Annotated in this window: 25 protein-coding genes and 2 tRNA genes; 9 read left to right on the top strand and 18 right to left on the bottom strand. The window is 71.3% G+C overall.

Features of this window, described 5'->3' with window-relative positions; genetic code table 11:
* Nucleotides 1-268 precede the first annotated feature (268 nt).
* Together G6W55_RS24415 and G6W55_RS24410 are read left to right on the top strand one after the other, a co-directional pair.
* Complete coding sequence (locus G6W55_RS24415) at nt 269-820, top strand: SigE family RNA polymerase sigma factor (RefSeq protein ID WP_175522979.1); 552 nt, start codon at nt 269-271, stop codon at nt 818-820.
* 115 nt (nt 821-935) lie between these two features.
* Nucleotides 936-2,615, top strand: a complete 1,680-nt coding sequence (locus tag G6W55_RS24410) for a long-chain fatty acid--CoA ligase (RefSeq protein ID WP_175522978.1) — start codon at nt 936-938, stop codon at nt 2,613-2,615.
* 174 nt (nt 2,616-2,789) lie between these two features.
* Here the strand turns inward: G6W55_RS24410 and G6W55_RS24405 are convergent, their stop codons facing one another.
* The gene (locus G6W55_RS24405; RefSeq protein WP_175522977.1) at nt 2,790-3,980 is read right to left on the bottom strand and encodes an MFS transporter; all 1,191 of its coding nucleotides are present in this window, start codon (nt 3,978-3,980) and stop codon (nt 2,790-2,792) included.
* A 138-nt stretch (nt 3,981-4,118) separates the two neighbouring features.
* On the opposite strand from G6W55_RS24405, the gene G6W55_RS24400 reads away from it, so the two are divergent.
* Complete coding sequence (locus G6W55_RS24400) at nt 4,119-4,700, top strand: TetR family transcriptional regulator (RefSeq protein WP_175522976.1); 582 nt, start codon at nt 4,119-4,121, stop codon at nt 4,698-4,700.
* Nucleotides 4,701-4,728: 28 nt separating this feature from the next.
* On the opposite strand, the gene G6W55_RS24395 is transcribed toward G6W55_RS24400, so the two are convergent.
* Together G6W55_RS24395 and G6W55_RS24390 are read right to left on the bottom strand one after the other, a co-directional pair.
* The gene (locus G6W55_RS24395) at nt 4,729-9,000 is read right to left on the bottom strand and encodes a PAS domain-containing protein (protein ID WP_175522975.1); all 4,272 of its coding nucleotides are present in this window, start codon (nt 8,998-9,000) and stop codon (nt 4,729-4,731) included.
* A gap of 326 nt (nt 9,001-9,326) precedes the next feature.
* On the bottom strand, nt 9,327-9,860 hold the full coding sequence (locus tag G6W55_RS24390) for an SSI family serine proteinase inhibitor (protein WP_175522974.1): 534 nt from the start codon (nt 9,858-9,860) through the stop codon (nt 9,327-9,329).
* Between the two features lie 157 nt (nt 9,861-10,017).
* Here G6W55_RS24390 and G6W55_RS24385 point away from each other — a divergent pair.
* Together G6W55_RS24385 and G6W55_RS24380 are read left to right on the top strand one after the other, a co-directional pair.
* Nucleotides 10,018-10,108 (top strand) — tRNA-Ser (locus G6W55_RS24385).
* Nucleotides 10,109-10,317: 209 nt separating this feature from the next.
* Nucleotides 10,318-10,390 (top strand) — tRNA-Arg (locus G6W55_RS24380).
* 79 nt (nt 10,391-10,469) lie between these two features.
* Here G6W55_RS24380 and G6W55_RS24375 read toward each other — a convergent pair.
* From G6W55_RS24375 to G6W55_RS24305, 15 genes are all read right to left on the bottom strand, one after another.
* Complete coding sequence (locus tag G6W55_RS24375; protein ID WP_175522973.1) at nt 10,470-11,744, bottom strand: tyrosine-type recombinase/integrase; 1,275 nt, start codon at nt 11,742-11,744, stop codon at nt 10,470-10,472.
* A complete protein-coding gene (locus G6W55_RS24370) occupies nt 11,744-11,941 on the bottom strand; it encodes a helix-turn-helix domain-containing protein (RefSeq protein ID WP_175522972.1) in 198 nt (65 codons plus the stop codon). The genes G6W55_RS24375 and G6W55_RS24370 overlap by 1 nt, the downstream gene beginning before the upstream one ends.
* A 190-nt stretch (nt 11,942-12,131) precedes the next feature.
* Nucleotides 12,132-13,298 (bottom strand): DUF3631 domain-containing protein, encoded by a 1,167-nt coding sequence (locus G6W55_RS24365; RefSeq protein ID WP_175522971.1) that lies wholly within the window; start codon nt 13,296-13,298, stop codon nt 12,132-12,134.
* A complete protein-coding gene (locus G6W55_RS24360) occupies nt 13,295-13,714 on the bottom strand; it encodes a hypothetical protein (protein WP_254876426.1) in 420 nt (139 codons plus the stop codon). The genes G6W55_RS24365 and G6W55_RS24360 overlap by 4 nt, the downstream gene beginning before the upstream one ends.
* Nucleotides 13,711-14,604 (bottom strand): bifunctional DNA primase/polymerase, encoded by an 894-nt coding sequence (locus tag G6W55_RS24355; protein WP_175522970.1) that lies wholly within the window; start codon nt 14,602-14,604, stop codon nt 13,711-13,713. Before G6W55_RS24355 ends, G6W55_RS24360 begins: the two co-directional genes overlap by 4 nt.
* Nucleotides 14,601-15,281 (bottom strand): DNA cytosine methyltransferase, encoded by a 681-nt coding sequence (locus G6W55_RS24350; protein ID WP_175522969.1) that lies wholly within the window; start codon nt 15,279-15,281, stop codon nt 14,601-14,603. Before G6W55_RS24350 ends, G6W55_RS24355 begins: the two co-directional genes overlap by 4 nt.
* The gene (locus tag G6W55_RS24345) at nt 15,278-15,625 is read right to left on the bottom strand and encodes a hypothetical protein (RefSeq protein ID WP_254876425.1); all 348 of its coding nucleotides are present in this window, start codon (nt 15,623-15,625) and stop codon (nt 15,278-15,280) included. The genes G6W55_RS24350 and G6W55_RS24345 overlap by 4 nt, the downstream gene beginning before the upstream one ends.
* A gap of 91 nt (nt 15,626-15,716) precedes the next feature.
* Nucleotides 15,717-16,160: a hypothetical protein gene (locus G6W55_RS24340; RefSeq protein ID WP_175522968.1), complete on the bottom strand. Its 444-nt coding sequence runs from the start codon at nt 16,158-16,160 to the stop codon at nt 15,717-15,719.
* Nucleotides 16,161-16,330: 170 nt separating this feature from the next.
* Nucleotides 16,331-18,421, bottom strand: coding sequence for a plasmid transfer protein TraB (traB, locus tag G6W55_RS24335; RefSeq protein ID WP_175522967.1), 2,091 nt, complete (start codon nt 18,419-18,421; stop codon nt 16,331-16,333).
* 13 nt (nt 18,422-18,434) lie between these two features.
* Entirely contained in the window at nt 18,435-18,977 is a 543-nt protein-coding gene (gene traA / locus G6W55_RS24330) for a plasmid transfer protein TraA (RefSeq protein WP_175522966.1), read from the bottom strand.
* Between the two features lie 19 nt (nt 18,978-18,996).
* Nucleotides 18,997-19,497 (bottom strand): hypothetical protein, encoded by a 501-nt coding sequence (locus G6W55_RS24325; protein WP_175522965.1) that lies wholly within the window; start codon nt 19,495-19,497, stop codon nt 18,997-18,999.
* A 29-nt stretch (nt 19,498-19,526) separates the two neighbouring features.
* Entirely contained in the window at nt 19,527-19,868 is a 342-nt protein-coding gene (locus G6W55_RS24320; protein WP_175522964.1) for an RRQRL motif-containing zinc-binding protein, read from the bottom strand.
* Entirely contained in the window at nt 19,868-20,908 is a 1,041-nt protein-coding gene (locus G6W55_RS24315; protein ID WP_175523005.1) for a DUF2637 domain-containing protein, read from the bottom strand. Before G6W55_RS24315 ends, G6W55_RS24320 begins: the two co-directional genes overlap by 1 nt.
* The gene (locus G6W55_RS24310) at nt 20,905-21,186 is read right to left on the bottom strand and encodes a DUF6303 family protein (protein WP_175522963.1); all 282 of its coding nucleotides are present in this window, start codon (nt 21,184-21,186) and stop codon (nt 20,905-20,907) included. Before G6W55_RS24310 ends, G6W55_RS24315 begins: the two co-directional genes overlap by 4 nt.
* Entirely contained in the window at nt 21,186-21,452 is a 267-nt protein-coding gene (locus G6W55_RS24305) for a DUF6284 family protein (protein ID WP_175522962.1), read from the bottom strand. Before G6W55_RS24305 ends, G6W55_RS24310 begins: the two co-directional genes overlap by 1 nt.
* Nucleotides 21,453-21,940: 488 nt before the next feature.
* Between G6W55_RS24305 and G6W55_RS24300 the strand changes: the two genes are divergently transcribed.
* The 4 genes from G6W55_RS24300 to G6W55_RS24285 all read left to right on the top strand — a co-directional run bounded on the left by G6W55_RS24300 (nt 21,941) and on the right by G6W55_RS24285 (nt 24,583).
* Complete coding sequence (locus G6W55_RS24300; RefSeq protein WP_175522961.1) at nt 21,941-22,699, top strand: GntR family transcriptional regulator; 759 nt, start codon at nt 21,941-21,943, stop codon at nt 22,697-22,699.
* Nucleotides 22,696-23,373 (top strand): ATP-binding protein, encoded by a 678-nt coding sequence (locus G6W55_RS24295; protein ID WP_309243812.1) that lies wholly within the window; start codon nt 22,696-22,698, stop codon nt 23,371-23,373. Before G6W55_RS24300 ends, G6W55_RS24295 begins: the two co-directional genes overlap by 4 nt.
* 98 nt (nt 23,374-23,471) lie before the next feature.
* Nucleotides 23,472-24,191: a hypothetical protein gene (locus G6W55_RS24290; protein ID WP_175522959.1), complete on the top strand. Its 720-nt coding sequence runs from the start codon at nt 23,472-23,474 to the stop codon at nt 24,189-24,191.
* Nucleotides 24,188-24,583: a FlgT C-terminal domain-containing protein gene (locus tag G6W55_RS24285; RefSeq protein ID WP_175522958.1), complete on the top strand. Its 396-nt coding sequence runs from the start codon at nt 24,188-24,190 to the stop codon at nt 24,581-24,583. The genes G6W55_RS24290 and G6W55_RS24285 overlap by 4 nt, the downstream gene beginning before the upstream one ends.
* The last annotated feature ends 13 nt before the right edge of the window (nt 24,584-24,596 follow it).

Raw genomic sequence — 24,596 nt, 5'->3', positions numbered from 1 at the left:
GTTGGCCCGGAGTCGTGCCGGGGGTGTCCGGGGCGCCCCCCCCGAGTCGTGCCGCGGGTCTCCCGGATCGCTCCCGAGTCGCGCCGCCGGTCTCCCGCGGCCGGCCCCGGAGTCACGTCGGGTCTCTCGGGGGCGACCCCGAGGCCGTCCTCCCCCCTCGTCCACCTTCAGGAGGTGACGTCGGCGTCACCCCTACAACCTGAGGCGGACGTCGCTTCGGCACCTGCGGGCGATCCGCCGGGGGCGGGTGCGCTCCTAGCGTGGAGCCATGACCACACCCGTCTGCACCAGCGCTTCGAACGGCAGGACGCGGCCCGCCTCGTACCCGTCGTTCACGTCGTACGTGAGAGCCCGCCAGCCGGTGCTGCTGCGCACCGCCCGGTCGCTGACCGCGAACCCGAGCGACGCGGAGGACCTGCTCCAGACCGCCCTCACCAAGACGTACGTGGCGTGGGAGCGGATCGAGGACCACCGGGCGCTGGACGGCTACGTCCGCCGCGCGCTGGTGAACACCCGCACCTCGCAGTGGCGCAAGCGCAAGGTCGACGAGTTCGTCTGCGACGAGCCGCCGGAGCCCGAGCCGCAGGCCGGCGCCGACGACCCGGCCGAGCGGCAGGCGCTGCGCGACGCGATGTGGCGGGCGATCATGAAGCTGCCCGCCCGGCAGCGGGCGATGGTCGTCCTCAGGTACTACGAGGATCTCAGCGAGGCCCAGACGGCCGAGGTGCTCGGCGTCTCCGTCGGCACCGTGAAGTCGGCCGTCTCGCGGGCCCTCGGCAAGCTCCGCGAGGACTCTGAGCTGGGGCTTGTCCGCCGGTGAGCCGGTCTGATGTGATGCCTCGGGCGGCTTTGTGACTTGATCGATCATCGCCACCTAGTGACATACCGCGCGGTATGTGCGCAGAATCAGCGCAACCGTTACCACCGCGTAGGCAATGTCGCCGCCCTGGGAGGACGCCGTGCTGAGCACCATGCAGGACGTACCACTGCTGATCTCGAGGATCCTCACCCACGGGTCGAAGATCCACGGCACATCACAGGTGACCACCTGGACGGGCGAGGGCGAGGCCCACCGCCGCTCCTTCGCGGAGATCGGCGACCGCGCGGCCCAGCTCGCCCACGCCCTGCGCGACGACCTCGGGGTGAGCGGCGACGACCGGGTCGCCACCCTGATGTGGAACAACGCCGAGCACGTCGAGGCGTACTTCGCGATCCCCGCCATGGGCGCCGTCCTGCACACCCTGAACCTGCGGCTGCCCCCCGAGCAGCTCGCGTGGATCGTCAACCACGCCGCCGACAAGGTCGTCATAGCCAACGGCTCCCTGCTGCCGCTGCTCGCCCCGCTGCTCCCGCACCTCAAGACGGTCGAGCACGTCGTCGTCTCCGGCCCCGGCGACCGCTCCCTCCTGGACGGCGTCGCCCCGCGGGTCCACGAGTACGAGGACCTGATCGCCGGCAAGCCCACCGCCTACGACTGGCCCGAGCTGGACGAACGCACGGCCGCCGCCATGTGTTACACCTCCGGCACCACCGGCGACCCCAAGGGCGTGGTCTACAGCCACCGCTCGATCTACCTGCACTCCATGCAGGTCAACATGGCCCAGTCGATGGGCCTCACCGATCAGGACACCTCCCTGATCGTGGTCCCGCAGTTCCATGTCAACGCCTGGGGCCTGCCGCACGCCACCTTCATGACCGGCGTGAACATGCTGATGCCGGACCGCTTCCTCCAGCCCGCGCCGCTCGCCGAGATGATCGAGGCGGAGAAGCCCACCCACGCCGCCGCCGTCCCCACCATCTGGCAGGGCCTGCTCGCCGAGCTGACCGCCAAGCCGCGGGACGTCTCCTCGCTGGGCCAGGTCACCATCGGCGGATCGGCCTGTCCGCCCTCCCTGATGACCGCCTTCGACGAGCTGGGCATGCGGGTCTGCCACGCCTGGGGCATGACGGAGACCTCCCCGCTCGGCACCATCGCCCGCCCGCCGGCCCACGCGGCCGGCACCGACCGGGAGTTCGCCTACCGCCTCACCCAGGGCCGCTTCCCGGCCGGCGTCGAGGCCCGTCTCACCGGCCCCGGCGGCGAACGCCTCCCGTGGGACGGCGAGTCCGCGGGCGAGCTGGAGGTGCGCGGCGCCTGGATCGCCGGCGCCTACTACAACGGCCCCGACGCCGAACCCCTGCGCCCCGCCGACAAGTTCAGCGAGGACGGCTGGCTCAAGACGGGTGACGTCGGCACCATCTCCCCCGACGGCTTCCTCACCCTCACCGACCGTGCCAAGGACGTCATCAAGTCCGGCGGCGAGTGGATCTCCTCGGTGGAGCTGGAGAACGCGCTGATGGCCCACCCGGCCGTCGCCGAGGCCGCCGTCGTCGCCGTCCCCGACGACCGGTGGGGCGAGCGCCCGCTGGCCACGGTCGTCCTCAAGGAGGGCGCCGCCGCCGACTTCGAGACGCTGCGCACCTTCCTCGCCGAGGAGGGCCGGATCGCCAAGTGGCAGCTCCCCGAGCGCTGGACGATCGTCACGGCGGTCCCGAAGACCAGCGTCGGCAAGTTCGACAAGAAGGTGCTGCGCCGCCAGTACGCCGAGGGCGAGCTGGACGTCACCCGGCTCTGAGGCCCGAGGGCCCGCACATACGCGCCGGGCAGGTCACCTCGCGGCACCTGCCCGGCGTCCGGCTGGCCGCATGCCGGGTGCGCCTGCCACGGCCGTAAGCCTTCGCGGTCGTACGGCTTCACCGGCGTCCGGCCCTCGGGGAGGGGAAGCGGTCACCGCCGTACGACGCCCTCGTCACCGTCGTACCGCCGTCGTCACCCACCCCAGCAGCAGCCACGCGCCCGCCACCGCGACCACCCCGCCCCAGCCGACCTGGGTGTAGGCGAGGCCCGCCAGGGCCGAGGCGGTGGCGCCGCCCGCGAAGCCCGCCACGACGTACGCGCTGTTGGCGGTGGCCGGTGCGGAGGTGGTGGTCAGGGCCAGGGTCTGGTTGGCGACATGGGAGGCGACCAGCGCCGCGTGGATCGCGACCGCGGCCACCACGAGCGCCACGACCACCCGACCGCCCAGCCAGAACAACGGCACCGACACCGCGGCCAGCACGTACGCCCCGCGAACCACCTTCGCCGCGCCGAACCGGTCGACCAGCCCGCCCGCCAGCGGTGCCACCACGCTCGCCGCGAGACCGAAGAGGCCGAACAGCCCGGCCGTCGCCGTGGACATGCCGTACGCCTCGCCCGTCAGCAGCAGGGCCAGCGAGGTCCACAGCGCGCTCCAGGCGCCGTACATCCCCGCCTGCCGTACGCAGGCCCGCCACAGGTCGGGGGAGCGGCGCACCAGTCCCGGCATGGTCCGCAGACCCGTGAGGAGCCCGCCGTCGCGAGGGCGCCGGGCCTCGGCCGGGAGCGCGGCCGCCGTCAGCAGGCCGAGCAGCGCCGTGAGCACGGCCGCGCCCACGAACACCGCCCGCCAGCCGAACGCCTGCCCGGCGAGACCGCCGAGCACCCGGGCGGCGACGATGCCGGTGAACAGCCCGGCGATGACGGCGGCGACATGGCGCGCTCGGTGGTGCGCCGGGGCGCGTTCGGCGACCAGCGGCACCAGGAGCTGCGGGACGACGGTCGCGGCGGAGGCGACGAGCACGGCGGCCGCGAGCGCGGTGGTGCCGGCCGCCGCGGCGCCCGCGACCAGCGCGGCCGAGGTGACCAGGGAGAGCACGGCGACCAGCCGGCGCCGGTTCACCCGGTCGCCGAGCGGGGCGAAGAACAGCAGCCCGGCCGCGTAGCCGAACTGGGCGACCGAGGCGATCCAGGCGACGGCCGAGGGTGCGGAGCCGAAGTCGTGGGCGATGAGCGGGAGCAGCGGGGCCGCGACATAGATGTTGGCGGCCGTGACCGCGGTGCACAGGGCGATGAGGACGAGCAGGAGATCCGGCCGCCGCGCCCGGGTGGGGAGCCGTTCGGCGGTGGGGGACAGGGTCTGCATGGAAAGGCGCTCCTCGGAGCCGGCGACGGCAGGTAACCAAACAGTTGGAAGAGTCGGAACAGCGGGTGCAACCGCCGGGGGCGCCACCGCATTCCCGATTTCCAACTGACTGGTTACAAGCGTGACTACGATGGAGTCATGGCAGCCACCAGGGACCCCGACGCGACCCGGGCGCGGATCTTCGACGCCGCGGTCGCCGAGTTCGCGCGGTACGGCGTCGCCGGCGCCCGCGTCGACCGCATCGCGGCCGCCGCCCGGGCGAACAAACAGCTCATCTACGCCTACTACGGCAACAAGGCGCAGCTCTTCTCCCAGGTCGTCGGCCGCTGCATGGTCGACCTCGCCGCCGCCGTCCCCGTCGACCCGGACGACGTCGAGGGCTGGCTCGACCGGCTCATGGACTACCACGCCGCCCACCCCGAACTGCTGCGCCTCCTCTACTGGGAGGGCATCGAGTACGGCAGCGCCGAACTCCCCGACGAGCCGGAACGCCAGGACCACTACGCCGTCAAGGTCGCCGCCGTCCGCGACGCCCAGGAGCGGGGCGTGATCTCCGACGCCATCCCCGCCCCCGACCTGTTCTTCCTGCTGATCGCGCTGGCCAACTGGGCCACCGTCGTCCCCCAGATGAGCCGCATCCTGACCGGCGAGACCGACGCCGACCGCGCCCGCCTGCGCGCCTCGGTCAAGGAGGCGGCGCGGCGGCTGGTCAGGAACTAGAAGGCGGGCGTAGGCGGCCGGTGGGGACCTAGTTGGTGCTGATCCGGGACAGCAGGTCCACGATCCGGCTCTGCACCTCGGCGCTGGTGGAGCGCTCGGCCAGGAAGAGGACCGTCTCGCCCGACGCCAGCCGCGGCAGGTCCGCCGGGTCCACGGCCGCCGTGTAGACGACCAGCGGGGTGCGGTTGAGCTGCCCGTTCGCCCGCAGCCAGTCCAGGATCCCGGCCTGTCCGCGGTGCACCTGCATCAGGTCCATCACCACGAGGTTCGGCCGCAACTGCCCGGCCAGCGCCACCGCGTCCGCGTCGCTCGCGGCCCGCGCCACCTGCATTCCGCGCCGCTCCAGCGTCGAGGTCAGCGCGAGCGCGATCTCCGCGTGCTCCTCGACCAGCAGGACCCGCGGCGGGTGCTGCTCACTGTCCCGGGGCGCCAGCGCCTTCAGCAGGACGGCGGGATCGGCGCCGTACGCCGCCTCGCGCGTCGCCTGTCCGAGCCCGGCCGTCACCATCACCGGCACCTCGGCGGCCACCGCCGCCTGCCGCAGCGACTGGAGCGCGGTCCGGGTGATCGGCCCGGTCAGCGGGTCCACGAACAGCGCCGCCGGGAACGCGGCGATCTGCGCGTCCACCTCCTCGCGCGAGTGCACGATGACGGGACGGTAGCCGCGGTCGCTGAGCGCCTGCTGCGTGGGGACGTCCGGCGCCGGCCACACCAGCAGCCGGCGCGGGTTGTCCAGCGGCTCGGGCGGCAGCTCGTCGTCCATCGGCACCGGGCGCGGCGGATCCGCCACCTCGACGGCCCCGCCGGGACCGTCCAGCGGCTCCGGGCCCTCGGCCGCGTTCTCGTCCGGGGCGCCTATGGCGTACGACCGTCCGGCGCCCTCCGTGGCGGGGCCGCCCGGCACCAGCCGCGCCTGTCCGGCGAGGGACGGCTGCGGCGGGAGCGGTGCCTGCGGCGGAACGGCGACGGGCTGCTCGGCCGTGGGGTGGGGGCGGGCGGTCTGGGGCTGCGCCTGGGCCTGGGGCTGTTCCTGGCGGGTGGCGGCGGTGGCGGTCGGGTCCGGGGGCGTGCCCAGCTTGCGGCGGCGCCCGGAACCGGAAGGGGAGTGCGGGGCGGGGGTCGCGGTGGCCTGGGCCTGCGGCTGTGCCTGCTGCACCTGCGCGGCCTGCCGGGTGAAGGGGACACCCTGCCCCAGCGTGCGCACGCTTATGGCACGGCCCTGCGTGGAGTTGGGGTCCATCGGCGCGGCGGCCGGCAGCGGCTGGGCCGCCCGGGGCGCGGCGACGGCCTCGGGGGGAAGGGGGGTGCCGGTGCTGGGGGTGGAGGTGGGGGGCTTGGGAGCGGGGGTCGCCGCGGAGGGTGCCTCGGCGGGCAGGGGCTGGCCCTGGGCCGGGACGGGCGCGGGCTGCGCGGCGGGGAGGGGGTGGGCCGCGGGCAGGGCCGTCGCGGCCGGTTGTCCTACGGCGTCCTGTGCCGGTGTCTGGACATGGGCCTGGGCATGGGCCTGCGCCGGAACCGCCGTCGGACCGCTCACGGCGCCCGTCGCCTCGGCCGCCTCCGCGGGCATGGCGACCGCCCGACGGCGGCGGCCGGTCGGCGCGGTGGTGGGGTGCGGCTGCGGCGGGGTGTGATCGTCGGCCTGTCCGGGCACGGCGGCGTCGTGCCGGCCGTGGTCGATCCGGGCGTCGTCGGACGGACCCGGCATGGGCAGCGCACCCGGAGGAATCTGCGCCGGTACGGGCATCGGGGCCGCCGGTACGGGCATCGGGGCCGCCGGTACGGGCATCTGTGCCGCCGGTACGGGCATCGGGGCGGCCTGCGCCGGGATCTGCGGCTGGGCACTCGCGGCCGGTGCCGGTGCCGGTGCCTGCGCCTGGGCCGGAAGCGGCGCGGAAGTTCCGGGGACGGCCCCGGGCACGGCTCCCGGCACGGCCCCGGCCGGACCCTCCGCCGGACGGTCCGCCTGTGCCGGCGGCAGGGCGAAGACCGCGCGCGGCCCCGCCTCCTGCGCGGCGGCGCGCTCCGACGCGGCGGCCAGGGCACGGCGTCGGCGCCCCGTCGGCTGCCCCTCGTCGGAGTCGGAGCCGATGTCGGTGGACGCGACCGCGGGCAGGGCCGGCGGCAGCGCGTGCTGCTGAGGCTGCTGTTGCGGGGCGGCGGCCGGCACGGGCACGCCCTGCGGCGGCACGGTGCCGCCGAGTCCCGTACCCGACGCCGCGGTGCCCGCCGCGTGCTCGGCGGCCGTCATGACGGCGCCCTCGGAGACCCCGGCGCCCGCGTCGGCGTTCGCGCCCTCGGCGGGCCGTCCGCGCCGCCGCCCGGTGCCCCCGGAGGCACCCTCCTCGGGTGCGGCCGCGGCCCCGGCCCCGGCCTCCGGCAGTGCGGGCAGCTCGGCGGCCGCCTCCCCGGCGGCCTGCGCACGCCTGCGCCGCCGTCCGGTCGGAACGGCACCGTCCGCGTCCCCGCCCGCGTCGGCCGCCGTACCCGGGACCTCGCCGTCCAGGAAGGCGTCGACGGAGGAACGGCGTGCCCGGCGTCGCCCGTGGCCCTGATCGGCCGCCGCGGAAGCGGCGTCCGCGGGATCCGTACCCGCGGCGAGGGCCGGCAGCGCGGCGGGCGCCGGAGGCGGCACGGCCCCCGCGCCACCGCCGAGCGGCACCTCCAGCACGAACGCGCTGCCGCTCATGCCCGGCACCTCGTGCGTCTGGAGCACACCGCCGTGCGCGCGCACGATCCCGCGCACGATCGGCTCGTGCACCGCGTCGCCGCCGGTGTAGGGGCCGCGCACCTCGATACGGACGACCTCACCGCGCTGGGCGGCCGCGACGACGACCGTGTTGTCCATGTAACCGCCCGCCGAGACGGGCGCGTTGCCGGTGGCGTCGACCCCCGCGACGTCCGCGACGAGATGCGCCAGCGCGGTCGCCAGCAGCCGGGCGTCGACCTCGGCCTCGATCGGCGGCGCGTGGACGGCGAACTGCACCCGCCCCGGCCCGATCAGCTCCACGGCGCCGTCGACACCGGCGGCCACGACGGCGTCCAGCATCACCTTCGTACGGACGATCGCCTCGCCGCCGGCGTCGAGCCGCTGGTAGCCGAGGACGTTGTCGATGAGGGTCGTGATCCGCGCGTACCCGGCGGAGAGATGGTGCAGGACCTGGTTGGCCTCCGGCCAGAGCTGCCCGGCGTCGTCCGCGGCGAGCGCGGCCAGCTCACGGCGCAGCTCGTCGAGCGGCCCGCGCAGGGAGGTGGCGAGAAGGCTGAGGAGCTGGTCGTAGCGCGCGGCGAGCGCGTCGTGCCGGTCCTTCTCCCGCTCCCCCAAGGCGGCGTAGCGCTCCTCGCCCGCCGCCAGTTCCTCCTCGTGCTGCTCGCGCAGCTCCTCCAGCTCGGCGACGTGCTTCTGGCGCAGCGCGGTCAGGTCGGAGGCGTGCTCCTCGGAGAGCCGCTCCAGCTCCTCGGCGTGCCGCTGCTCGACGGTGTCCTTCTCCTCGGCGAGGGCGTCGAACGGCCGCCGGTCGGTGAAGGTCATCACGGCGCCGACGAGCTGGTCGCCGTCGCGCACGGGAGCGGTCGTCAGATCGACGGAGACCTTGTCCCCGCTCTTGGACCACAGCACCTGCCCGCGCACCCGGTGCTTGCGCCCGGAGCGCAGGGTGTCGGCGAGCGGCGACTCGTCGTAGGGGAAGGGCGAGCCGTCGGCGCGGGAGTGCAGGACGAGGGTGTGGAGCTCCTTGGCGCCGAGATCGCTGGCCCGGTAGCCGAGGATCTGGGCGGCGGCCGGGTTGACCAGGACGATCCGCCCGTCCGTGTCGGTGCCTACGACGCCCTCGGACGCGGCCCGCAGGATCATCTCGGTCTGCCGCTGCGAACGCGCCAGCTCGGCCTCGGTGTCCACGGTCCCGGACAGATCGCGCACGACGAGCATCAGCAGCTCGTCGGCGGCATAGCCGTAGCCGTCGTACGCCTGCTGGCCGTTCTCCAGGTTCGCGCTGGTGACCTCGACGGGGAACTCGGAGCCGTCGGTGCGCCGGGCGACCATACGGGTCGGCTTGGTCCGGCCGCGCGGGTCCATGTGGTCGGGCCGCCGCATGGAGCCCGGGATCAGCTTGGAGTCGAACTGCGGGAGCAGATCGAGCAGGCCCCGCCCCACCAGCGCCGTACCCGGGGTCTCGAACGCCTCCAGCGCGATGGTGTTCGCGTTGACGACGGTCCCGTTCGCGTTGACCAGCACCAACGCGTCGGGAAGGGCATCGAGTATGGCTGCGAGGCGAGCAGCGCCTCGGGATGGCCTGCTGCTCACGAGTCGCTTCCTCCCTGTTACCGCAACGTGCCGACCGCTCGGGCCATAGTGCCAACCGGCCCGCAGCGTGTCACGCGAGGGAGTCTAAGGGCTGGGGGGCGCTCACAGGCGCCGGATGAGAGGCACCTCGCACCACGAAGTGACACGAAACCTCCCCCCGCGTGCCCACTCGCACATCCGACCGCACGCACGACCTTCGCGGTACTTCCACGTACTTCTACGGGACGGATGTTTCCCCTGTGTGCCACCTGTGCGGACGGCACCCGGTCGGGCGGGGTCCGCGAAGGAGGTGAAGGCGGTGAGGATGGGTGAGGGCGTCGGGCGGATCATCGACGGAAGTCGTCGAGGGGATGCGGCGCCCGGCGGAGATCGGGCAGAAGCGGCACGAACCGGTCCCACCGTTCGATCGCGCACCCGTCGCTGCGGTCGAAGACCGCGTCCACCGGCCGCCCGGCCCAGCGCCCGGTGACACGGGCGGTGGCCGGACCGCCGTACCGCATGGTGCAGACGCCGTCGGCGGGCGCGGGCGCGAAGGGGTCCCGCCCCCAGCGGGTGTTCCGCTCCACGGCACGGCAGGCGCCGCCCGCGTCCGGATGGCTGCCGTGCCCCGGACTCGGCGGGCACACCACCTCGAAGGTCCCGTCGGCTCCGAGGCCGGCGCGCCGCACGGTCACGACGAGACGGTCCCCGCGCAGATCCGGAACCCGGTCCTCGTCACGGACGGGCGGCGGCGCGGCGTACGCGGCACCGGCGCCCGAGGGGGCCGCCGGCCCGGCACAGACGACGACGGCGGTGGCGGCGACGACTCCGGCCGCGCACACGGTGACGAGAACCCGGCGCACCGGGAAGACCTGGACCATGCCCTGCCCAACGCGACACGGCCGACGACGTTGCGCCCGGGCAAGTGCTTTGCCCTGCGACCCGCCCGCCTAGTACCGTGGACGTCGATTGGTGACACCCCGCTCGACTGTGTCATCATCTGCACGCACCACTCGCACGCGAGCGAGCGGTTGTGCGGGAGGCGTCGCCTAGTCCGGTCTATGGCGCCGCACTGCTAATGCGGTTTGGGCCTTAAAGCCCATCGAGGGTTCAAATCCCTCCGCCTCCGCGCGATACACCGAAGCCCCGGTCCGTGAGGACCGGGGCTTCGTCGTTCCCACGCATGATCACCGACACCCGCTCAAACGGCGTTTCCGCAGCTCACAAGGGGTGCGGCAAACGGATTTCACATGTCGGCGGCAGTCATGTAATGTTCTTCCTGTCGCCGCGAGCGGGCCGCAAGGACCGGAAGCGAAGACAAGGAAAACCGAATAACACGCACTCGTAGCTTAACGGATAGAGCATCTGACTACGGATCAGAAGGTTGCAGGTTCGAATCCTGCCGAGTGCACACAGGTCAAAGGGCCCTTGGGATCATCCCAAGGGCCCTTTGACATCAGCCGGTGACATCAACGCCCCCGGACTCGGCGTCAGCCGTCGGCGTCCGGACCTGTCTCGCCCTCCGCGTCGTCGTCGATTCCAAGAGCTTCGTCCATGCGCTCCGCAGCGGCCCGCAGCGTCGTGTCCATCACATGCGCGTAGGTGTCCAGCGTCATCGTGATTGTGCTGTGGCCGAGCGTCTCCATGATCGTGCGAGCGTCGACACCCTGAGCCAGCAGCAGTGAGGCGCACGTGTGCCGCAGGTCGTGCACCCGCACCCGCCGTACGTTCGCGTCCCGGCACAGGATGGTGAGCATCCGGTTCAGACTGCGAGGGTCAGTCACGCGGCCGGTCGCCGTCGTGAAGATCAGCCCGTCAGGCTGGTTTGGAGCGGGCTGCCACTTCTTCCCCGCGATCTTGCGTTCCCGTTCCTGCTGGAGACGGTGCTGCGTGAGCGCCTGTACGCAGTGCTTCGGCAGGGGAACGGTACGGATGGACCGCATGGTCTTGGGTGTACCGAAGATCAGTTCCCGCCGGATGCGCTGCACGTTCCGGCGAACCCTGAGCTGGCGGCCCGAGAGGTCAATGTCTGCCCACGTTAGCCCGAGCACTTCACCGCGACGCAGGCCGGTCGAGACCAGCAGCAGCCACAAGGCGTAGAGACGGTGGGACCGGGCGGTCTTGAGCACGAGACGAACCTCCGCCGTGTCCAGCGGACGCACCTCCTTCGGGGTGACAGTGGGGGTTTCGACGATCCTCGCCACGTTGCGCGCGATCAGTTCCTCGCGCATCGCCTGTTGCAGCGCTGAGCGCAGCACGGCGTGGGCGTACTGAACGGTGCGGGCAGACGGCTTGCGGCCGCAGCAGCGGTTCACCGCGCAACACGTGCGCTTGCCTTCCGGACGTTCCTTGTCGGCGCCACGGAGACAGCAGAGGCACGACGCCTTGAACTCCATCAGGAACCGGCGCACGTCCGCCGGCGTGAGGCGGTTCAACGTCTTCTTGCCGAGCGCGGGCCGGATGTACAGGCGGGTGAGTCCCTCGTAGCTGTTCAACGTGGACGGCTTGAGCCGTTCCGGTGCGATGGCAGCGAGCCAGTAGGTGAGGTAGTCCCCGAAGGCCATCGTCGACGACGCGGCAGGGATGCCCTGACGTGTCTTTTCCTGCAACTCCGTCAGCTTGTCGGCCACTTCGTCGCGGGTCTTGCCGTAGGCGAACTTCCGAGTCCGCGTTCCGTCCGGCTTGTACACGTAGGCGGCAGCCTGGTAACGGCCGTCCTTGCGCTTGGTGATCGTTCCTTCGCCGTTGGCGCGGCGCTTGGCCATCAGTCGGACTCCTCAATGCGGTTCTGCATGTACCGGCGTACGGCGTCGACCGGCACGCGACGGGCGCGGCCGGCCGTGAAGCTTTCGAGCTGCTTCGAGCGGATGAGGTCGTAGACCTTGCTGCGGCTGAGGCGCAGGGCCGTCATGACTTCGGGGACCTTGAGCGCTTCGGGGTGCGGGGGCATGGCGGTGGTCACGCAACGGCTCCTTGATCAGAAGGAGTCGGGGGCCCAGGGCCCCCTTCTGGAAAGTCCGCTACCTGCGCTACCTCCGCTTCCTCGCAGGTCAGAGCCCTGCCGGGGGTAGCGGGAGGGGGTAGCGGTAGCGGATGGAGTAGCGAGGGGTAGCGGGTCGCGGGGGCGCGACCCGCTACCGGGTTTGTGCTGGTCAGACCGTGTTCTCGGTGCCGGGTAGCGGGAGTAGCGGACTTTCCGGGGGTGGGGGGCAGTAGCGCTGCCACGCGTCGTGGAGATCGGTGGCGTAGTAGCCCTTGAGGACGCTGCCGCCGGTCTTGATGTTGCGGGAGGCGACGGGGTCGCCGTCGGCGGTGACGTACTCGGAGAGCATCCGCGAGAGCCGGCGGGAGTCGAGCGGCTTGCCGTTGAAGTCGGCCCACGGGGCGTCGTCGAGGGCGTTGAGCCGGTCGAGGATGGCGACGGTGGGAAGACGGTCGATGCCGATCATCACGTGATCCCGCAGGTCGGTTAGCAGCCGGATACCGATGCTGCCCTTGTCATTGGCCTGTGAGGCTTTGACCAGGGTCAGGCAGGCTTCCCGAGCGCGGCGCGGCCAGTCCCCGCCGGCCGCGTCCGCGATGGCCACGAGCGGCTCCCACACGTCCGCCGGCCGGTCGGCCACCCCGTCGGGCATCTCGGGGAACGCGTCCGTGACCTGCTCCTGAACGGCTTCGGCCCACTTGGCGAGCCGGTCCCGGAGCTGGTTGCCCTCGCGGACGTGGATGCGGGTGCGGAACTGTTCCACGGTCTCGTTGCGGGCCCGTCGGCGCATGCGGATGATGACGGACCGGGTCATGATCGTGTCGGGCAGTGCCCCGAGTCCGGCGACGGCGACGGCGCAGTACGAGGGGAACCCCTGTACCTGCTGGTTGGCGCCGTCTCCGACGCACCGGTACATCACCCGCCCGCGCGTGTGGCCGGCGTTGATGAAGCCCCGGAGCTGTTCGTTCTCCCCCGCCTTCGGCCCGAAGATGGTGTCGATCTCGTCGAAGAGGATTGTGGGCCGCCCGCCGTCGACGCCGGACACGGACCGGAACAGTGCGGCGGCGGACGCGTCGACGGCCGCCATGGAGCGCGGCACGAGGGTTTCGACGACTTCCAGCGCCCGCGACTTCCCCGACCCCGGCTCGGGGGACAGGAACGCGAGTCGGGGCGTGGAGTCGAACGCGTCCAGCAGGTGCGCGTGGGCGTCCCACAGCGTGACGGCGACGTAGGCGGCCTCGGTGGGGAAGACGTTGAAGCGGCGGTGGAAGGCTTCCACCTCGTTGAGCAGCGTGGCGCCGTCGATGGCGGGTGTGGTGGGGGTCGCCTCACTCATGCGGCGGCCCTCCCTTCCAGGTGAGTTGCGGGCGCCGGGTTGCAGGCGCTCTTGTGGGCGTCGTACTCGGCGACCAACACGGCCACGCTGCGTAGGCCGGTGGCGGTGGCGGTCCGTCCGCAGGGGCAGGCGTAGGCGGCGGTGGGGGTGTCGCCGTGACGTGTGGACCAGCGGGCCCCGTCCTTGTGATGCCGGTAGACCGGTGGGGCGTAGATGCGGATGCCGGGTCGGTCCGGGGTCGGGTCGCCGCCGTCGCCGGGGGACGGCATCGGGGAGGGAAATGCTGAGATGACGCCCTTGCGGGCGGCGCCTTCCGGCTCGCCCACGGCTGTCTGCGGTACGGCCGGTGCGGCGGTGCGCGGACGAGTGGGGGTGGCCTGCTGGCCTTCCAAGGGAGGGCGGGAGGGGGTGCTCATGCCGCGTCCCGGGGCCGGGCTTTGCGCAGGGAGCTGTTCAGGGCGCTGCGGATGGTGGCGCGGCACTCGGCGGTGGTGAGTCCGCTCGACTCCCCCGCCGCTTGGAAGGCATCCTCCACCACGTGCCGGGGGATCTCGCCCCACGCGACGAAGCGCCCGACCTTGAAGGCGCACCGGTTGAGCGTGATGTTCCGCTGGTGCTCCGGTGCCCCCGCGACCACCGCACACTCCCGCTCCAACGCGACCAGCGCCGCCCGGTTGCCGTCGACAGCCGGGAGCCGAAGCGGCCCGACCTGACGCGCGGGGGCCGGTCGCAGCAACTCCAGCAGCCACACCGGCAGTTCAGCCGTCTCGGGGCCGCCTGCGGGCTCGTAGGGGCCGGTGGGGGTGGTGCTGCCTGCGGCGACGACGTAGCCGCCCCACGCGCGGGTGTCGACCAGCGGAGCGAGGGTGCCGGCCGTGTTGCCCACCCGCACCCCCGCCGGGGCCGCGAAGTACAGATGCCTGCCGCCGCTCGCGGTCCGCGTCCCGCAGGTCGTGGGGACGGGGTGGCCGGTGCGCTCGCAGAGCGCCGCAAAGGTCGTCGCGCCGTCAGGCGCGTCCGAACTGCCCTTGTCGTTTTTGGGCTTGTCGAGGTCGACGACGACCAGGCGGGAGGGGCCGGTGGCGATGCCGACGTTGTACGGGGCCCGCGACCACGTGGCCCGGATCAGGACGGGGTCGGTGGTCGCGCGCTGCTCCCACTTCCGGTGACCTGCCGCACACGGGCCCGTGCGGGGGCATGCGGCTTCCCCGTGGAGGGCGGGCCGCTTGGTGCCGGGGCGCAGTGGGAAGACGTGCCAGCCGCGCCCGGCGGCGGTCAGGGCGGCGTTCAGCAGGGCCTCGCTCACGCTGCCACCCCCACAGGCACGGTGGTGAGGAAGGTGCGGCCGATGTGCTCGGTGTAGGCGGGCGGGATGCATTCGCGGATGCCGTCGCGGTTCATCCAGTGCACGCCCATGACGCGGCGGGCGTGGTCGACGCCGGAGAAGTTGCCGACGAACTGCCCGTAGTGGCCGGGCGGGATCGGGCGGCCCATCTTCGCGACCGGCGCCGCGTGCTCCGGGTGCCGGGGCGGGGTGAGCGTCCACCGGCCGGTCTCGAAGTACCGGTGGCGGTAGGTCTCCAGGGCGAACATGCCCCCGCACAGCAGCACCGGCGCGATCAGGTGCGGGACCGCACCCCGGACGTTCTCGATCACATACGGCCGCCCCGTGGCCTCCAGCGCGGCGCGGGTGGGGGCGATCAGGTCGGGGTGGGCGTTGCCGGTCAGGCGCTGGGTATCGCTGTAGAACTGGCACGGCGGTGAGGCGTGGATGAAGTCGAAGTCGGCGCCGTGTTCGCGGACGAACGCGAGCGCGTCCGCCTGCACGAACCGGTGGGGGTAGCGGGGCTGGGGCTCGGTGTCGACGCCGGTCACGTCGAAACCGGCGTCGCCGTAGCCCTTGCCGGCGCCGCCCTGCTTGCAGAACAGGTCCAGCAGACGCGGCCGTCGGCCCGCACGCTGGAAGAGTGCGTTGTGCGTCATGCCGCCGCACCCCCGTCCGTCCACAGGCTGAGGATGCTGAAGCTGTAGCCGTCCATGGCGGCGCTGAACGCTTCCTTGTCCCCGGCGCGGAACGCAGCCAGCAGGGCGGCGCCCTCGGGGGTGGGGCTCGGGTCCGGGATGCCGTGCAGGTCGCGGTCGAGGGTGTGCAGCAGGGCGCGGGTCAGGTACCGGTCGAGGAAGAAGCGGTTTTCGACCAGGACCATTGGCGGGCCCGGGGTGAGCACGACCAGGACGGTGCTGCCGTCGGGACGGGGCTCGGTGCGGACCATGGCCGCCCGCTCGGCGCCGTCCGGCACTCGCGGAATGCTGGGGTGGTCGGTCATGCTGAATGTCTCCAGTTCGTTGTGAGCGTGCTGGATTGCAAGGGCGGCCCCGTCTTCTTTGGCGAGATGAGGGGGGCCGCCCTTGGCGTAGCTAGCCGTAAAACTTGTTCCGCTTGATCACGGCTTTGCGGATGTTGACCGTGGTCCCGCTGCCGGTGGGCCGGTGGCCGAAGACCTGCACGGCGATCCAGCCGCCGAAGATGACGGCGGCGAGGGTGATGAGCTGGGTGACGAATGCGGTCAGGGCGGTGATGAACGTGGTGAGCATCAGCAGCCCGCCGCAGACGGCGGCGAACCCGATACCCCCGAGCGCGACGTTCACCGCCGTACGAGAGACGGCGTGCTTGTGGGTTACCGGTTCGGACTTGGCCGGCTCGATGGCGTAGCCGGTGACGATTCGCCCGTCGGGCAGGACGACGCTCGCGACCGCCGGGACGGTGCCCGGCTGTATCGGCAGTAGGGGCGTCGGCGGGTGCGTGTTGATCGGTTGGGGGTGGTGGACTTCGACGGCCGTGGGCCGTTCGGGGTAGGTCATCGGGGCCCTCCCTGGGATGGCGGCGGGCCCGCGCCACGGTGGTGGCGCGGGCCCGGCGGGGTGAGGCGTTAGGTGCGGGTGTCAGGGGTGTCAGCGCGTGGTGTCAGGTCCGCGTGACACCGGGTTTGCCTAGGGGTTTGGGTGTCAGGGCGCCGTGACGGTGTCAGGTGTCAGGCGGCCGTCAGGGCGGGGACGATGCGCCACCGGCCGGTGGTGTTCGTCGCCTCCAAGCGGCCCTCGATCGCGGCTTCCTTGAGCCGCGCGGACACCCACGGGCGGGAGAGGTTGTGGGCGTCGCACCAGTCCATGAAGTCCTTCGGACCGACGATCATCTGTCCGGCTTCCTCGAAGTCGGACAGCGCGCGGGCGAACAGCCGGCGCGCTTCCTCGGGGGTCGGCTTGTGCCCCGTCTCCTGTCCGAAGATCGGGGCGTCGTCGCCGTCCTCCGCCTCGGGGAGTTCGGCCTCGGGGTCGATGTCGGCGTCCTCGGGGTCGGCCAGCGGCCCGTACCCGATCTCGTCCATGTCCTCGTCGTCCTCCACGGCGGCCCGGGGGTCGGCTGGTGCGGTGTCGTCGTCGGGGCGGCCGGTGTAGGCACGCCCGGCGACGCCGGAAGCGGCGCCCGCGGTGATCGGGTCGGCGGTGGCGCCGTTGCGCTGCGCCCACGCGGCGAGGACTTCCATGCCGGAGACGGAGCGGTGGGTGAAGGCGCGTGTCCGGCCCGGTGAGGGGTAGCGGGTCTCGTCGATGCCGGGGGAGACGACGTAGCAGTAGCCGGGGCGGCGGTTGCCCCACGCACCGGGATGCGCGCCCGCGTCGATGACCGCCTCGGGAAGGCTGAAGCCTTCGTCGCGGGGGTCGCAGCCGAGCGCGACCACCGACGGCAGAGACGCACGTGTGGAGGTGGACATCTGGTCGTACGACGGCCGCTGTAGGGAGACGATCAGGGAGACGCCGGCGGACCGGGCTTCCTGAGCGATGCCGGTGAACGCGTCGTCCCCCATGTCCCGCAGGGTGCTTGCGGCCTCTTCCATCCACGCGACCAGGAACGGCATGCCCTCACACCCGCACGCGCGGCCGTCCGGACGGCAGGAGTGTGCGGGGTCGGTCTGCGTCTCGAACGACTCCGGTTCCCACTGCCGGTAGCCGTGCTCACCCAGCCACCGCGTACGCGCGGGGATCACGGCCTTGACCGCTTCGACCATGACCTCGGTCGGGGTTCCGCCCTCCGCTGCCCAGTCGATACCGGGCAGCAGCGGGCGGAAGTCCTGGAACATCTTCGGGTCCGACAGCCACAGCAGGACATCCCGGCGGGAGAGGATCTCCGTCTGGAGGTTCAGTGCCGCGTCGCCCTTGCCGGAGCCGGTGCCGCCGGCCACGAGGACGTGGGTGGAGTTCCGCTTTGCCTTCGGGTCTCCGGGGAGCCACAGCAGGAGCGGGGAGCCGTCGTCGTAGCGGCCGATCACCAGCGGATCGGCGATCGAGCCACCCAGGTTCGACGGGCCCTCCCACTCCACGAACTCCGCGAGCATGTCCTCCGGGACGATGACGAGTTCGCCGCGCCGGGCGGAGTCGGGGTTGGGGGTGTAGCGCAGCGCGGAGACCGGGAGATCCAGCGCGGACGCGAGCCGGGACAGGGCTTTGGAGACGTCCTCGTTGGTCTGCTCGCCGGGCTCCAGGGCGATGGGTGCGGTGACCCGGTTCGGCTCGACCGTGACGTTCCCGATCTGCGCCCGCGCCAGCCCCACCTTCTCCAACAACCCCTTGTCACCGCTCTGACCGGTGGGTTCGTCGTTGCGGCGCAGAATCATCCGAATGTTCCACGACAGCGCGAGCACGGGCCCGCCGATCAGATACATGTCGTCCAGCGGGCCCGCCGTGGGACCGGCGAGGCACGCGGCGGTCAGCCACGCGGACCCGGCGGCCACGGTGACGGCGGAGTGAAGCCGTCGCTGCTGGGTGGTGGACTTGCCCATCCACCACGTCGCCCCGGTCAGCAGCACAGAGCCGAGGGTGAGGCCGACGCCGGCCGCCGCGCTCTCGGCCCACTGGAGACTGCCCAGCCCGCCGGCGATGCCGATACCGGCGGTGGCCACCCAGGGGGGAAGATGGGGCATGGCCCGGTTGAGGAGGTAGGCGCCGATGCCGCTGCCGCCGCCGTGGGACTGGCCGGGCAGAAGCCCGTCGCCCCGATAGTCGGCGATCAGGCCGTTGTCGAGGAAATCGGTGTGCCGCACGCGGCTGTTGCTGTTCCTTGCCATGGGTCAACCTCCCTTACTGCTGGGCCCAGTTCATGGGCGGTTGCTGTGGCTTGCGGGCGCGGTGACGGACCCGGTTGATCTCCTCCTCGTACTCCTGCTGGAACGCGGAGTAGCAGGCGGCGGCGTTCTTCGCCGCGTCCCGAAGGTCGTCGGCGGCCCGGTTCAACTTCCGGGCCACCTTCGCCGCGCGGACGCGGGAGCCGAACGCCCGGCCCTCGGGGTCCGGGACGGCCGCGAGGACGCCCTTGAGGATCTCGGCGCCCATGGCAACCTCGATCGAGAGCGTCACGGCCGCCGCGCGCAGGGTGTTGCAGTAGTGCCGCACCTGCGCCGGGGAGGTGAACTCCGGGGAAGGCAGCAGCGCTTCGGCGTGCGGACGCCGCCCGTTCGCTGCGGCGCCACGCTGGTTGTTCACGGTGACGTTGATCGGCGGGACGATCGAGCCACCGAGCGCGCCGACGAACCCGCCGGCGGCGGCGCCGGCGTTGGCGAACTTGCCGGTCTTGGGGTCGTTCACGGGCCCGCGCGGACGCCGGCCGTTGGTGTTCTGCGCCATCAGACGATGTCTCCTCAGGTCAGCGGGACGGGCGGACGACGAACCAGGTGGTCTGCGCGGCGATCCACACCAGCAGCCACAGCAGCGGAAGCGGGCCGGTGAGCGGGCCGAACCCGGCGGCCAGGGCCAACCACATGGCGGCGGCCGTGGCGAGCACGGTCAGACCGACGCGCCAGCCGAACGTGCTGCCGCGCGCCGGGCGGCGGCGCTGCATGACCAGCAGCCACACCACCGGCACGGCGGCCAGCGGAGCGACGACGAGGGACGACCACCAGGCGGTCAGGTGCAGCAGCCCGGCGACCACGAACGCGAGCACGGACAGGCCGGTCGGGGCGAGCGCGGCACGGAAGCGCCACAGCACGCGGCCGACGAAGCCGAGCGCTTCACGGGTCAGGGAGGGGCGTTCGGGAACGACGATCACGAACGGCTGAGCGGAGCGGCGCCCGCGCTGACGCGGGATACGAACGGTGTGGACTCCGGCGCCGGTCTTCACGGCGCGGGTACGGGTACGGCTGGACACAGCAGAGACTCCCAGGTCGAAGGGGGTGTTCAGGCGGCGCGCTGTTCGTCGTCGGGGAAGGCGCACGGCACGCACACCCCCAGCTCGGCGGGGATGACGTAGCCGGCGTCGGTACGGCACTGCGGGCAGGTGCGGCGGGCGGCATTCGCCTTGCCGAGCGCCGCCCACTTCGCCGGCGTCATGGGCCGCACGGGCTTGGCGGCGTCGATGCGGTAGAGGTAGGCGACCAGCGGTGGACGGCGGTGGCGGGGGCGTTCGATCTGCGCCACCACGTCCTGACCACCGGGCCGCAGCCCCTGAGAGCGGAGCTGTCGGCGGGTGGCCAACCCGTCCGGGGCGAGCCGCCAGACGTAGACCGGGATGGAGGCCATCAGCCGGTCGCGATCGACAACTCAGCGCCACCGGCGGCAGGGTCGCGCAGCTCGGCGTAGCGGGTGGAGACCCAGCCGACCGACCAGCCGCACAGCTCGGCAGCCGCCCGCACCGGCAACCCGGCATCGAACGCTGCCTTCACGAGCCGGCGGGCCCGGTCCTCGGCGAACTTCTCCGTGGCCGGCCCGAGAGCGAGCAGCGCGGCGCGTTCACGCTCGGCCCTCTCCTCCCGCTCAGCGTGTTCACGGCGTTCACGCTCGGCCCGCTCGACACGCGCGGCGTGTTCACGAGCCTGCCGCTCCGCCTGCTCACGCTCACGGCGCTCGGTCTCCTCGCGTTCACGGCGTTCACGCTCGGCCCGCTGCTGTTCACGCTCGCGTTCAGCGTGTTCACGAGCCTCCCGCTCAGCCGCCTCGCGGGCCGCCTGCTGCTCGCGTTCCTCGCGGCGGACCCGCTCCTCGCGCTCGGTCTGTTCACGGGCCAACCGGGCTTCGTGCTCACGCTGTTCACGAGCCATCGCGGCGGCATGCTCGCGTTCCTCACGGGCCCGCCGTACGGCGGCCTCTCGCCGTTCCTCGGCGGCCCGCTCACGTGCTTCGCGCTCGGCGCGCTGCTGGGCTTCCAGCTCGGCGACGGCGGTGGTGATGGCCCGCCGGTAGGCGAGGCCGGTCTCTGCGGTGACGATCAGCAGCAGCGGCGCGACCGCGTGCACGGCCACGCCCACCAGGTCGTTGTTCAGGGCGGAGTCGGCGACGTTCAGGGCGAGCGTCATGCAGCCGGTCATCCACCGCAGTACCACCGGCCACTTACCGCCGTGTCCGCCGAGGCGGGCCAGCACCGCATCGAGGCGGACCACGATCACGACGGCCGCGTCCACCACGAGGGGGAGGATCGGGGCGGTCCAGTCCCACTGGTCGGGGGTGTGGGCGGCGGCGAGCGGGGTGACGGTGAGGATCGAGTAGAGCATCGCTCCGGCCACGATCAGCCACGTGCCGACGGACAGGGCGCGCTCGGCTGAACGGATCTGAACGGCGTTCACGCGGTCGCCCCCGTCCATGAACGCACCTTGATCGTGGCGATCAGGATGACCGGCGAGGAGGGGTCGTCGTGGGTCTCGGTGTCCTCGGTCCACTCCCATCCGACCTCCGGGAGCGGCTCGAACCCGAGCGCGGTGAGCGCGTTCACGCGGTCCGTGAACGTCGGCGCCACCGGGCCGAACCGGTGCTCCGGCCACCGGTCGGTGGTGTTCATCAGCACCACGTACAGGCGCCACCGGCCCTCGCGCATGGACATCTGCGCCGTGAACTCAGCCTCCATCAGGCCACCGCCGGCGAAGCGGCGCCGCCCTGGTTCGCCAGGGTTCGGCGCGCGGCCAGCACCTTGCGGTTCGCCCGGCGGATGCGCTGGTGGTCCATCTCGGTGGGGGTGCGGTCGAGCAGGCTGATGCGGACGTCCAGCAGCTCAACCTCCGCGTCGATCAGCGGTGTCTCGACCGCGATCGCGTCCAGCTCCGCGAACGTCGGCTCGCGGTCGAACTCGTCGGTGGCGGTAACAACCGTCTGAACAGCACCGATGTGCTTCATGGGTCGTGATTCCTCTCGAAGGGGGGAACGGCCCGAACAGCACCCCCGGAGCTGCAACTCCGGGGGTGCGCGCCGTTGTGGGGTGGTCAGCCGCGCCAGACGCGCGGCACGGCCACGTTGAGTGGCCGGAGTGCCCCGGGCGAGATTCGATCTCGCGCCCTCACGGCGTGATGCCGGGGCGGTGAAGATGTCTCCTTCGGGGTGCCGCGCCCGTATCAGGTAGCGCGGCGTGACCCGTTGTAGGCGTATGGAGACGTGACCTTTCGGTCTAAGCCCTCCCGAATGACCAGGGTCGGGTGCGCCCTCGGCCCGCTCTGTCCCGGGCCCCTTGACCTCGAACGGGCCCTAAAACAGGGCGCATTGAGGTCCGACACCCGCTGTCCGGTGAACCGACCGGCGGGCACATCCCTAAGGTTCCCTAGGGTTCCCTGCGGTGTCAAGCGGTAAGCTAGGGAACCTCAGGGAAGTGACGACAGGGAGCGGGCAACATGGCAGGCCAGGCCGACAATCGGGCGCCGTACGCGAAGATTGCCGCCCACTACACGGAGCTGATTACGTCTGGTCAGCTCCAGCCGGGGACCCTCTTGCCGAGCATCAAGAACCTCTCGGAAGAGTGGAAGGTGAGTACGGCGACAGCCGAGAAAGCCCTGCGCAAGCTGCGCAACGAGGGGCTTGTCCGTGGCATCCACGGCATTGGCACCGAAGTGCTGGACCAGCCGGCGCCGATGTCGTCCGGGGCGCAGCGGCAGGACCGGGGACGCCGTACCGGGTCAAGCTGGGGGGCGGGCGAGCGGTCCGACTCGCACCAGGCGGCCGTGGTGCCCGCGCCCGATGAGGTGGCGCAAGCGCTGGACATTCGGCCCGGCTCCGACGTGGTGCGCCGTAGCCGTGTGTACCGGGACCGACACGGCATCGTCGCTCACAGCACGTCGTGGATTCCCTCTCGGTACGGGAAGCTGATCCCTCAGCTAGCAGCGAGCGAGCGTCTGACAGGGGGAACGTCGCTCCAGCTCATCGCCCAGGCGACCGGTCACCCGATCAGCCACCGCATCGACACGGCTTCCGCGCGCCTGCTGACGCCGGAATACGCCCGGCTCCTGGAACTGGACCCTGACAACCCGCCGACGGACCCGGTAGTCGTGATGACAGCCAAGTTCGTGGATAGCGAGGGCAACATCGTGGAATACGGCGTGGACCTCGGCGGGCCCGGCCGCACATGGCGCACAGAATCGGAGGTCTCCCCGTGACGGTCGCGGACGGCACGCTCGTGAGCGTGCTCGAAGACCGCCTAGAAGCACTGCCTACGGCCCGCAGGGCTGGCACAATCAAGCCCGAAGCCGAAGCGGAGGTGGCCGCCATCTCCCGAACCGTGACGAGATCGATGCCCCCACACCCGCCGTTCTGCGTCCTTATGGCCGGGCTCCCCGGCTCCGGCAAGACGACCCTTTCCCGCGCTCTGACCGCCCGTGGGTTCATACGACTGTGCCCAGACGAAGAGATGTTCCGTCGGCACGGTGTCTATGGCGTGGACTTCCCCAGAGGCGTCTTCCCCACCCTTGAGCGGCCCGTCCTCGAAGACGTGGCGGCCGATCTCCGGGAGCAGCTCAAAGCCGGGCACGACGTCGTGGTTGATCACGGCTTTTGGACCCCGGAGGACCGGGCCAACTGGCGAGCGATCGCCACAGACGCCGGCGCGACTCCCGTACTCGTCTATCTGGCAGCCAGTCATGACGAGCTGTGGGCGAGGATCAGCAAGCGCAACGACTTCCACGCGAACGATCCCAACTCGATCTACTTCTCCGAGAGCGACCTACAGCGGTACCGCAAGCGCTTCGTCCCTCCACAGGCAGATGAACCGCACCTGTTGTACGACGGTGACCCGGCGACCGTGATCGCAGCTCTGAAAGCCTCTCGACCCTGACGCTCAGGGGACAGACGTACAGGTCGGCCGGACGATGCTCCGTCTCAGTATGATGTAGTTCGGTCTTTTTAGACATTAAGAGGGGGGCGGGGGATGGTATGAGTAGGGCTAAGAGACAGTTCTGGAAGACCTTCGGAACGGCGGTCTTGACACTGTCTGGACTCGTCGGCACGTACGTCACTGCGGAAAGCGTGGGAGCGACGTGGGCCTTTTGGATCATTGGTGCTGGCGCTTTGGCGTACGCGTCGGTCGCCGTCGTAATCCCGCGAGCGTATCGAATGAGCGTCGAGTACACGAACCGGATCACGAAATATCCAACGCTCCTTCGTGTTAATGCCGAACTCCAAGAGAGGAACGAAGCCCTTTCGGTATTGAATGAGGAGGCGTTGCGGGAACGTACGCTGGAGTATGAAAAGGGTGTCCGAGAAGGCATCGGTAGGGCGTGGGGGACTGTTGCGGCACTTGTGGCGGAAGTGCCGGAAATCAGCAGGGTCATTAAGGACTCGGGTGCCGTTGTGCTCACTGCGCGGTGCTCGGGGGAACCCCCCCAGCCTGGGGCTCGGTACCTCGTCACGATGCGCCATTCCAACGCTGTCAAAGGTGTAGTTGAAGTTCGACAGGTGGGCCATTCTCGTCGTTCCGTGCAGCTGCTCTGTGTGAAACCGGTGGATGAAGACTTCTGGATCCGGCTAGCGGAAAAAGCGGAATTTGAGGAAGATGTCTCACAGAGTGTTCAGCTCGTGCGATACCAATTGAAGGATGATGGAAGCGAGTATCCCCTTTCGGTGCAAGGGGTGGATGAGGGGTCGGTCGAATGAAAGCAATTGAAGCAAAACTCGCAACCGTTGTCGACGAATCACGTATCGCGCTTAATCGCGGCTCGCTTGCCGGGGTCCAAGAAGGTGACTCTGTGGCGCTCTATAGGACCGTTGAGGTGCTCGATCCGGACAGTGGCGAATCGCTTGGTTCGGTGGACGTGAAGAAGCTTAACCTCGAAGTGGAAATCGTCCAGGAAAAGATGTGTGTGGCTGTCGTTACGGATCTGTTTTTCGCGGATAACGAACCGACAGACCTGATGTCGAATATCTTGAGACCGAAGAGGCGAAAGCGAGTGTCCTTGAACCCTGCCAAGGGTGATCGGCGCACTGTGCGCGTGATGGTCGGAGATCGCGCAACGATCCATATTGAGACGCCAGAAGAGGTGGCCTGAAGAGTCGGCATCC

The sequence above is a fragment of the Streptomyces sp. CAI-85 genome, assembly GCF_013363615.1.
In the GTDB taxonomy this organism is placed as follows: domain Bacteria; phylum Actinomycetota; class Actinomycetes; order Streptomycetales; family Streptomycetaceae; genus Streptomyces; species Streptomyces antibioticus_B.
Note: the sequence above shows the minus strand (reverse complement) of the source record. Positions and strands in the feature narration are given on the sequence as shown.

Excerpts from the sequence above, each read along its gene's own strand:
- G6W55_RS24415 (WP_175522979.1), top strand. The coding sequence starts at position 269 with ATGACCACACCCGTCTGCACCAGCGCTTCGAACGGCAGGACGCGGCCC.
- G6W55_RS24410 (WP_175522978.1), top strand. The coding sequence starts at position 936 with ATGTCGCCGCCCTGGGAGGACGCCGTGCTGAGCACCATGCAGGACGTA.
- G6W55_RS24405 (WP_175522977.1), bottom strand. The coding sequence starts at position 3,980 with ATGCAGACCCTGTCCCCCACCGCCGAACGGCTCCCCACCCGGGCGCGG.
- G6W55_RS24400 (WP_175522976.1), top strand. The coding sequence starts at position 4,119 with ATGGCAGCCACCAGGGACCCCGACGCGACCCGGGCGCGGATCTTCGAC.
- G6W55_RS24390 (WP_175522974.1), bottom strand. The coding sequence starts at position 9,860 with ATGGTCCAGGTCTTCCCGGTGCGCCGGGTTCTCGTCACCGTGTGCGCG.
- G6W55_RS24375 (WP_175522973.1), bottom strand. The coding sequence starts at position 11,744 with ATGGCCAAGCGCCGCGCCAACGGCGAAGGAACGATCACCAAGCGCAAG.
- G6W55_RS24365 (WP_175522971.1), bottom strand. The coding sequence starts at position 13,298 with ATGAGTGAGGCGACCCCCACCACACCCGCCATCGACGGCGCCACGCTG.
- G6W55_RS24360 (WP_254876426.1), bottom strand. The coding sequence starts at position 13,714 with ATGAGCACCCCCTCCCGCCCTCCCTTGGAAGGCCAGCAGGCCACCCCC.
- G6W55_RS24350 (WP_175522969.1), bottom strand. The coding sequence starts at position 15,281 with ATGACGCACAACGCACTCTTCCAGCGTGCGGGCCGACGGCCGCGTCTG.
- G6W55_RS24345 (WP_254876425.1), bottom strand. The coding sequence starts at position 15,625 with ATGACCGACCACCCCAGCATTCCGCGAGTGCCGGACGGCGCCGAGCGG.
- G6W55_RS24340 (WP_175522968.1), bottom strand. The coding sequence starts at position 16,160 with ATGACCTACCCCGAACGGCCCACGGCCGTCGAAGTCCACCACCCCCAA.
- traB (WP_175522967.1), bottom strand. The coding sequence starts at position 18,421 with ATGGCAAGGAACAGCAACAGCCGCGTGCGGCACACCGATTTCCTCGAC.
- traA (WP_175522966.1), bottom strand. The coding sequence starts at position 18,977 with ATGGCGCAGAACACCAACGGCCGGCGTCCGCGCGGGCCCGTGAACGAC.
- G6W55_RS24320 (WP_175522964.1), bottom strand. The coding sequence starts at position 19,868 with ATGGCCTCCATCCCGGTCTACGTCTGGCGGCTCGCCCCGGACGGGTTG.
- G6W55_RS24310 (WP_175522963.1), bottom strand. The coding sequence starts at position 21,186 with ATGGAGGCTGAGTTCACGGCGCAGATGTCCATGCGCGAGGGCCGGTGG.
- G6W55_RS24305 (WP_175522962.1), bottom strand. The coding sequence starts at position 21,452 with ATGAAGCACATCGGTGCTGTTCAGACGGTTGTTACCGCCACCGACGAG.
- G6W55_RS24300 (WP_175522961.1), top strand. The coding sequence starts at position 21,941 with ATGGCAGGCCAGGCCGACAATCGGGCGCCGTACGCGAAGATTGCCGCC.
- G6W55_RS24290 (WP_175522959.1), top strand. The coding sequence starts at position 23,472 with ATGAGTAGGGCTAAGAGACAGTTCTGGAAGACCTTCGGAACGGCGGTC.
- G6W55_RS24285 (WP_175522958.1), top strand. The coding sequence starts at position 24,188 with ATGAAAGCAATTGAAGCAAAACTCGCAACCGTTGTCGACGAATCACGT.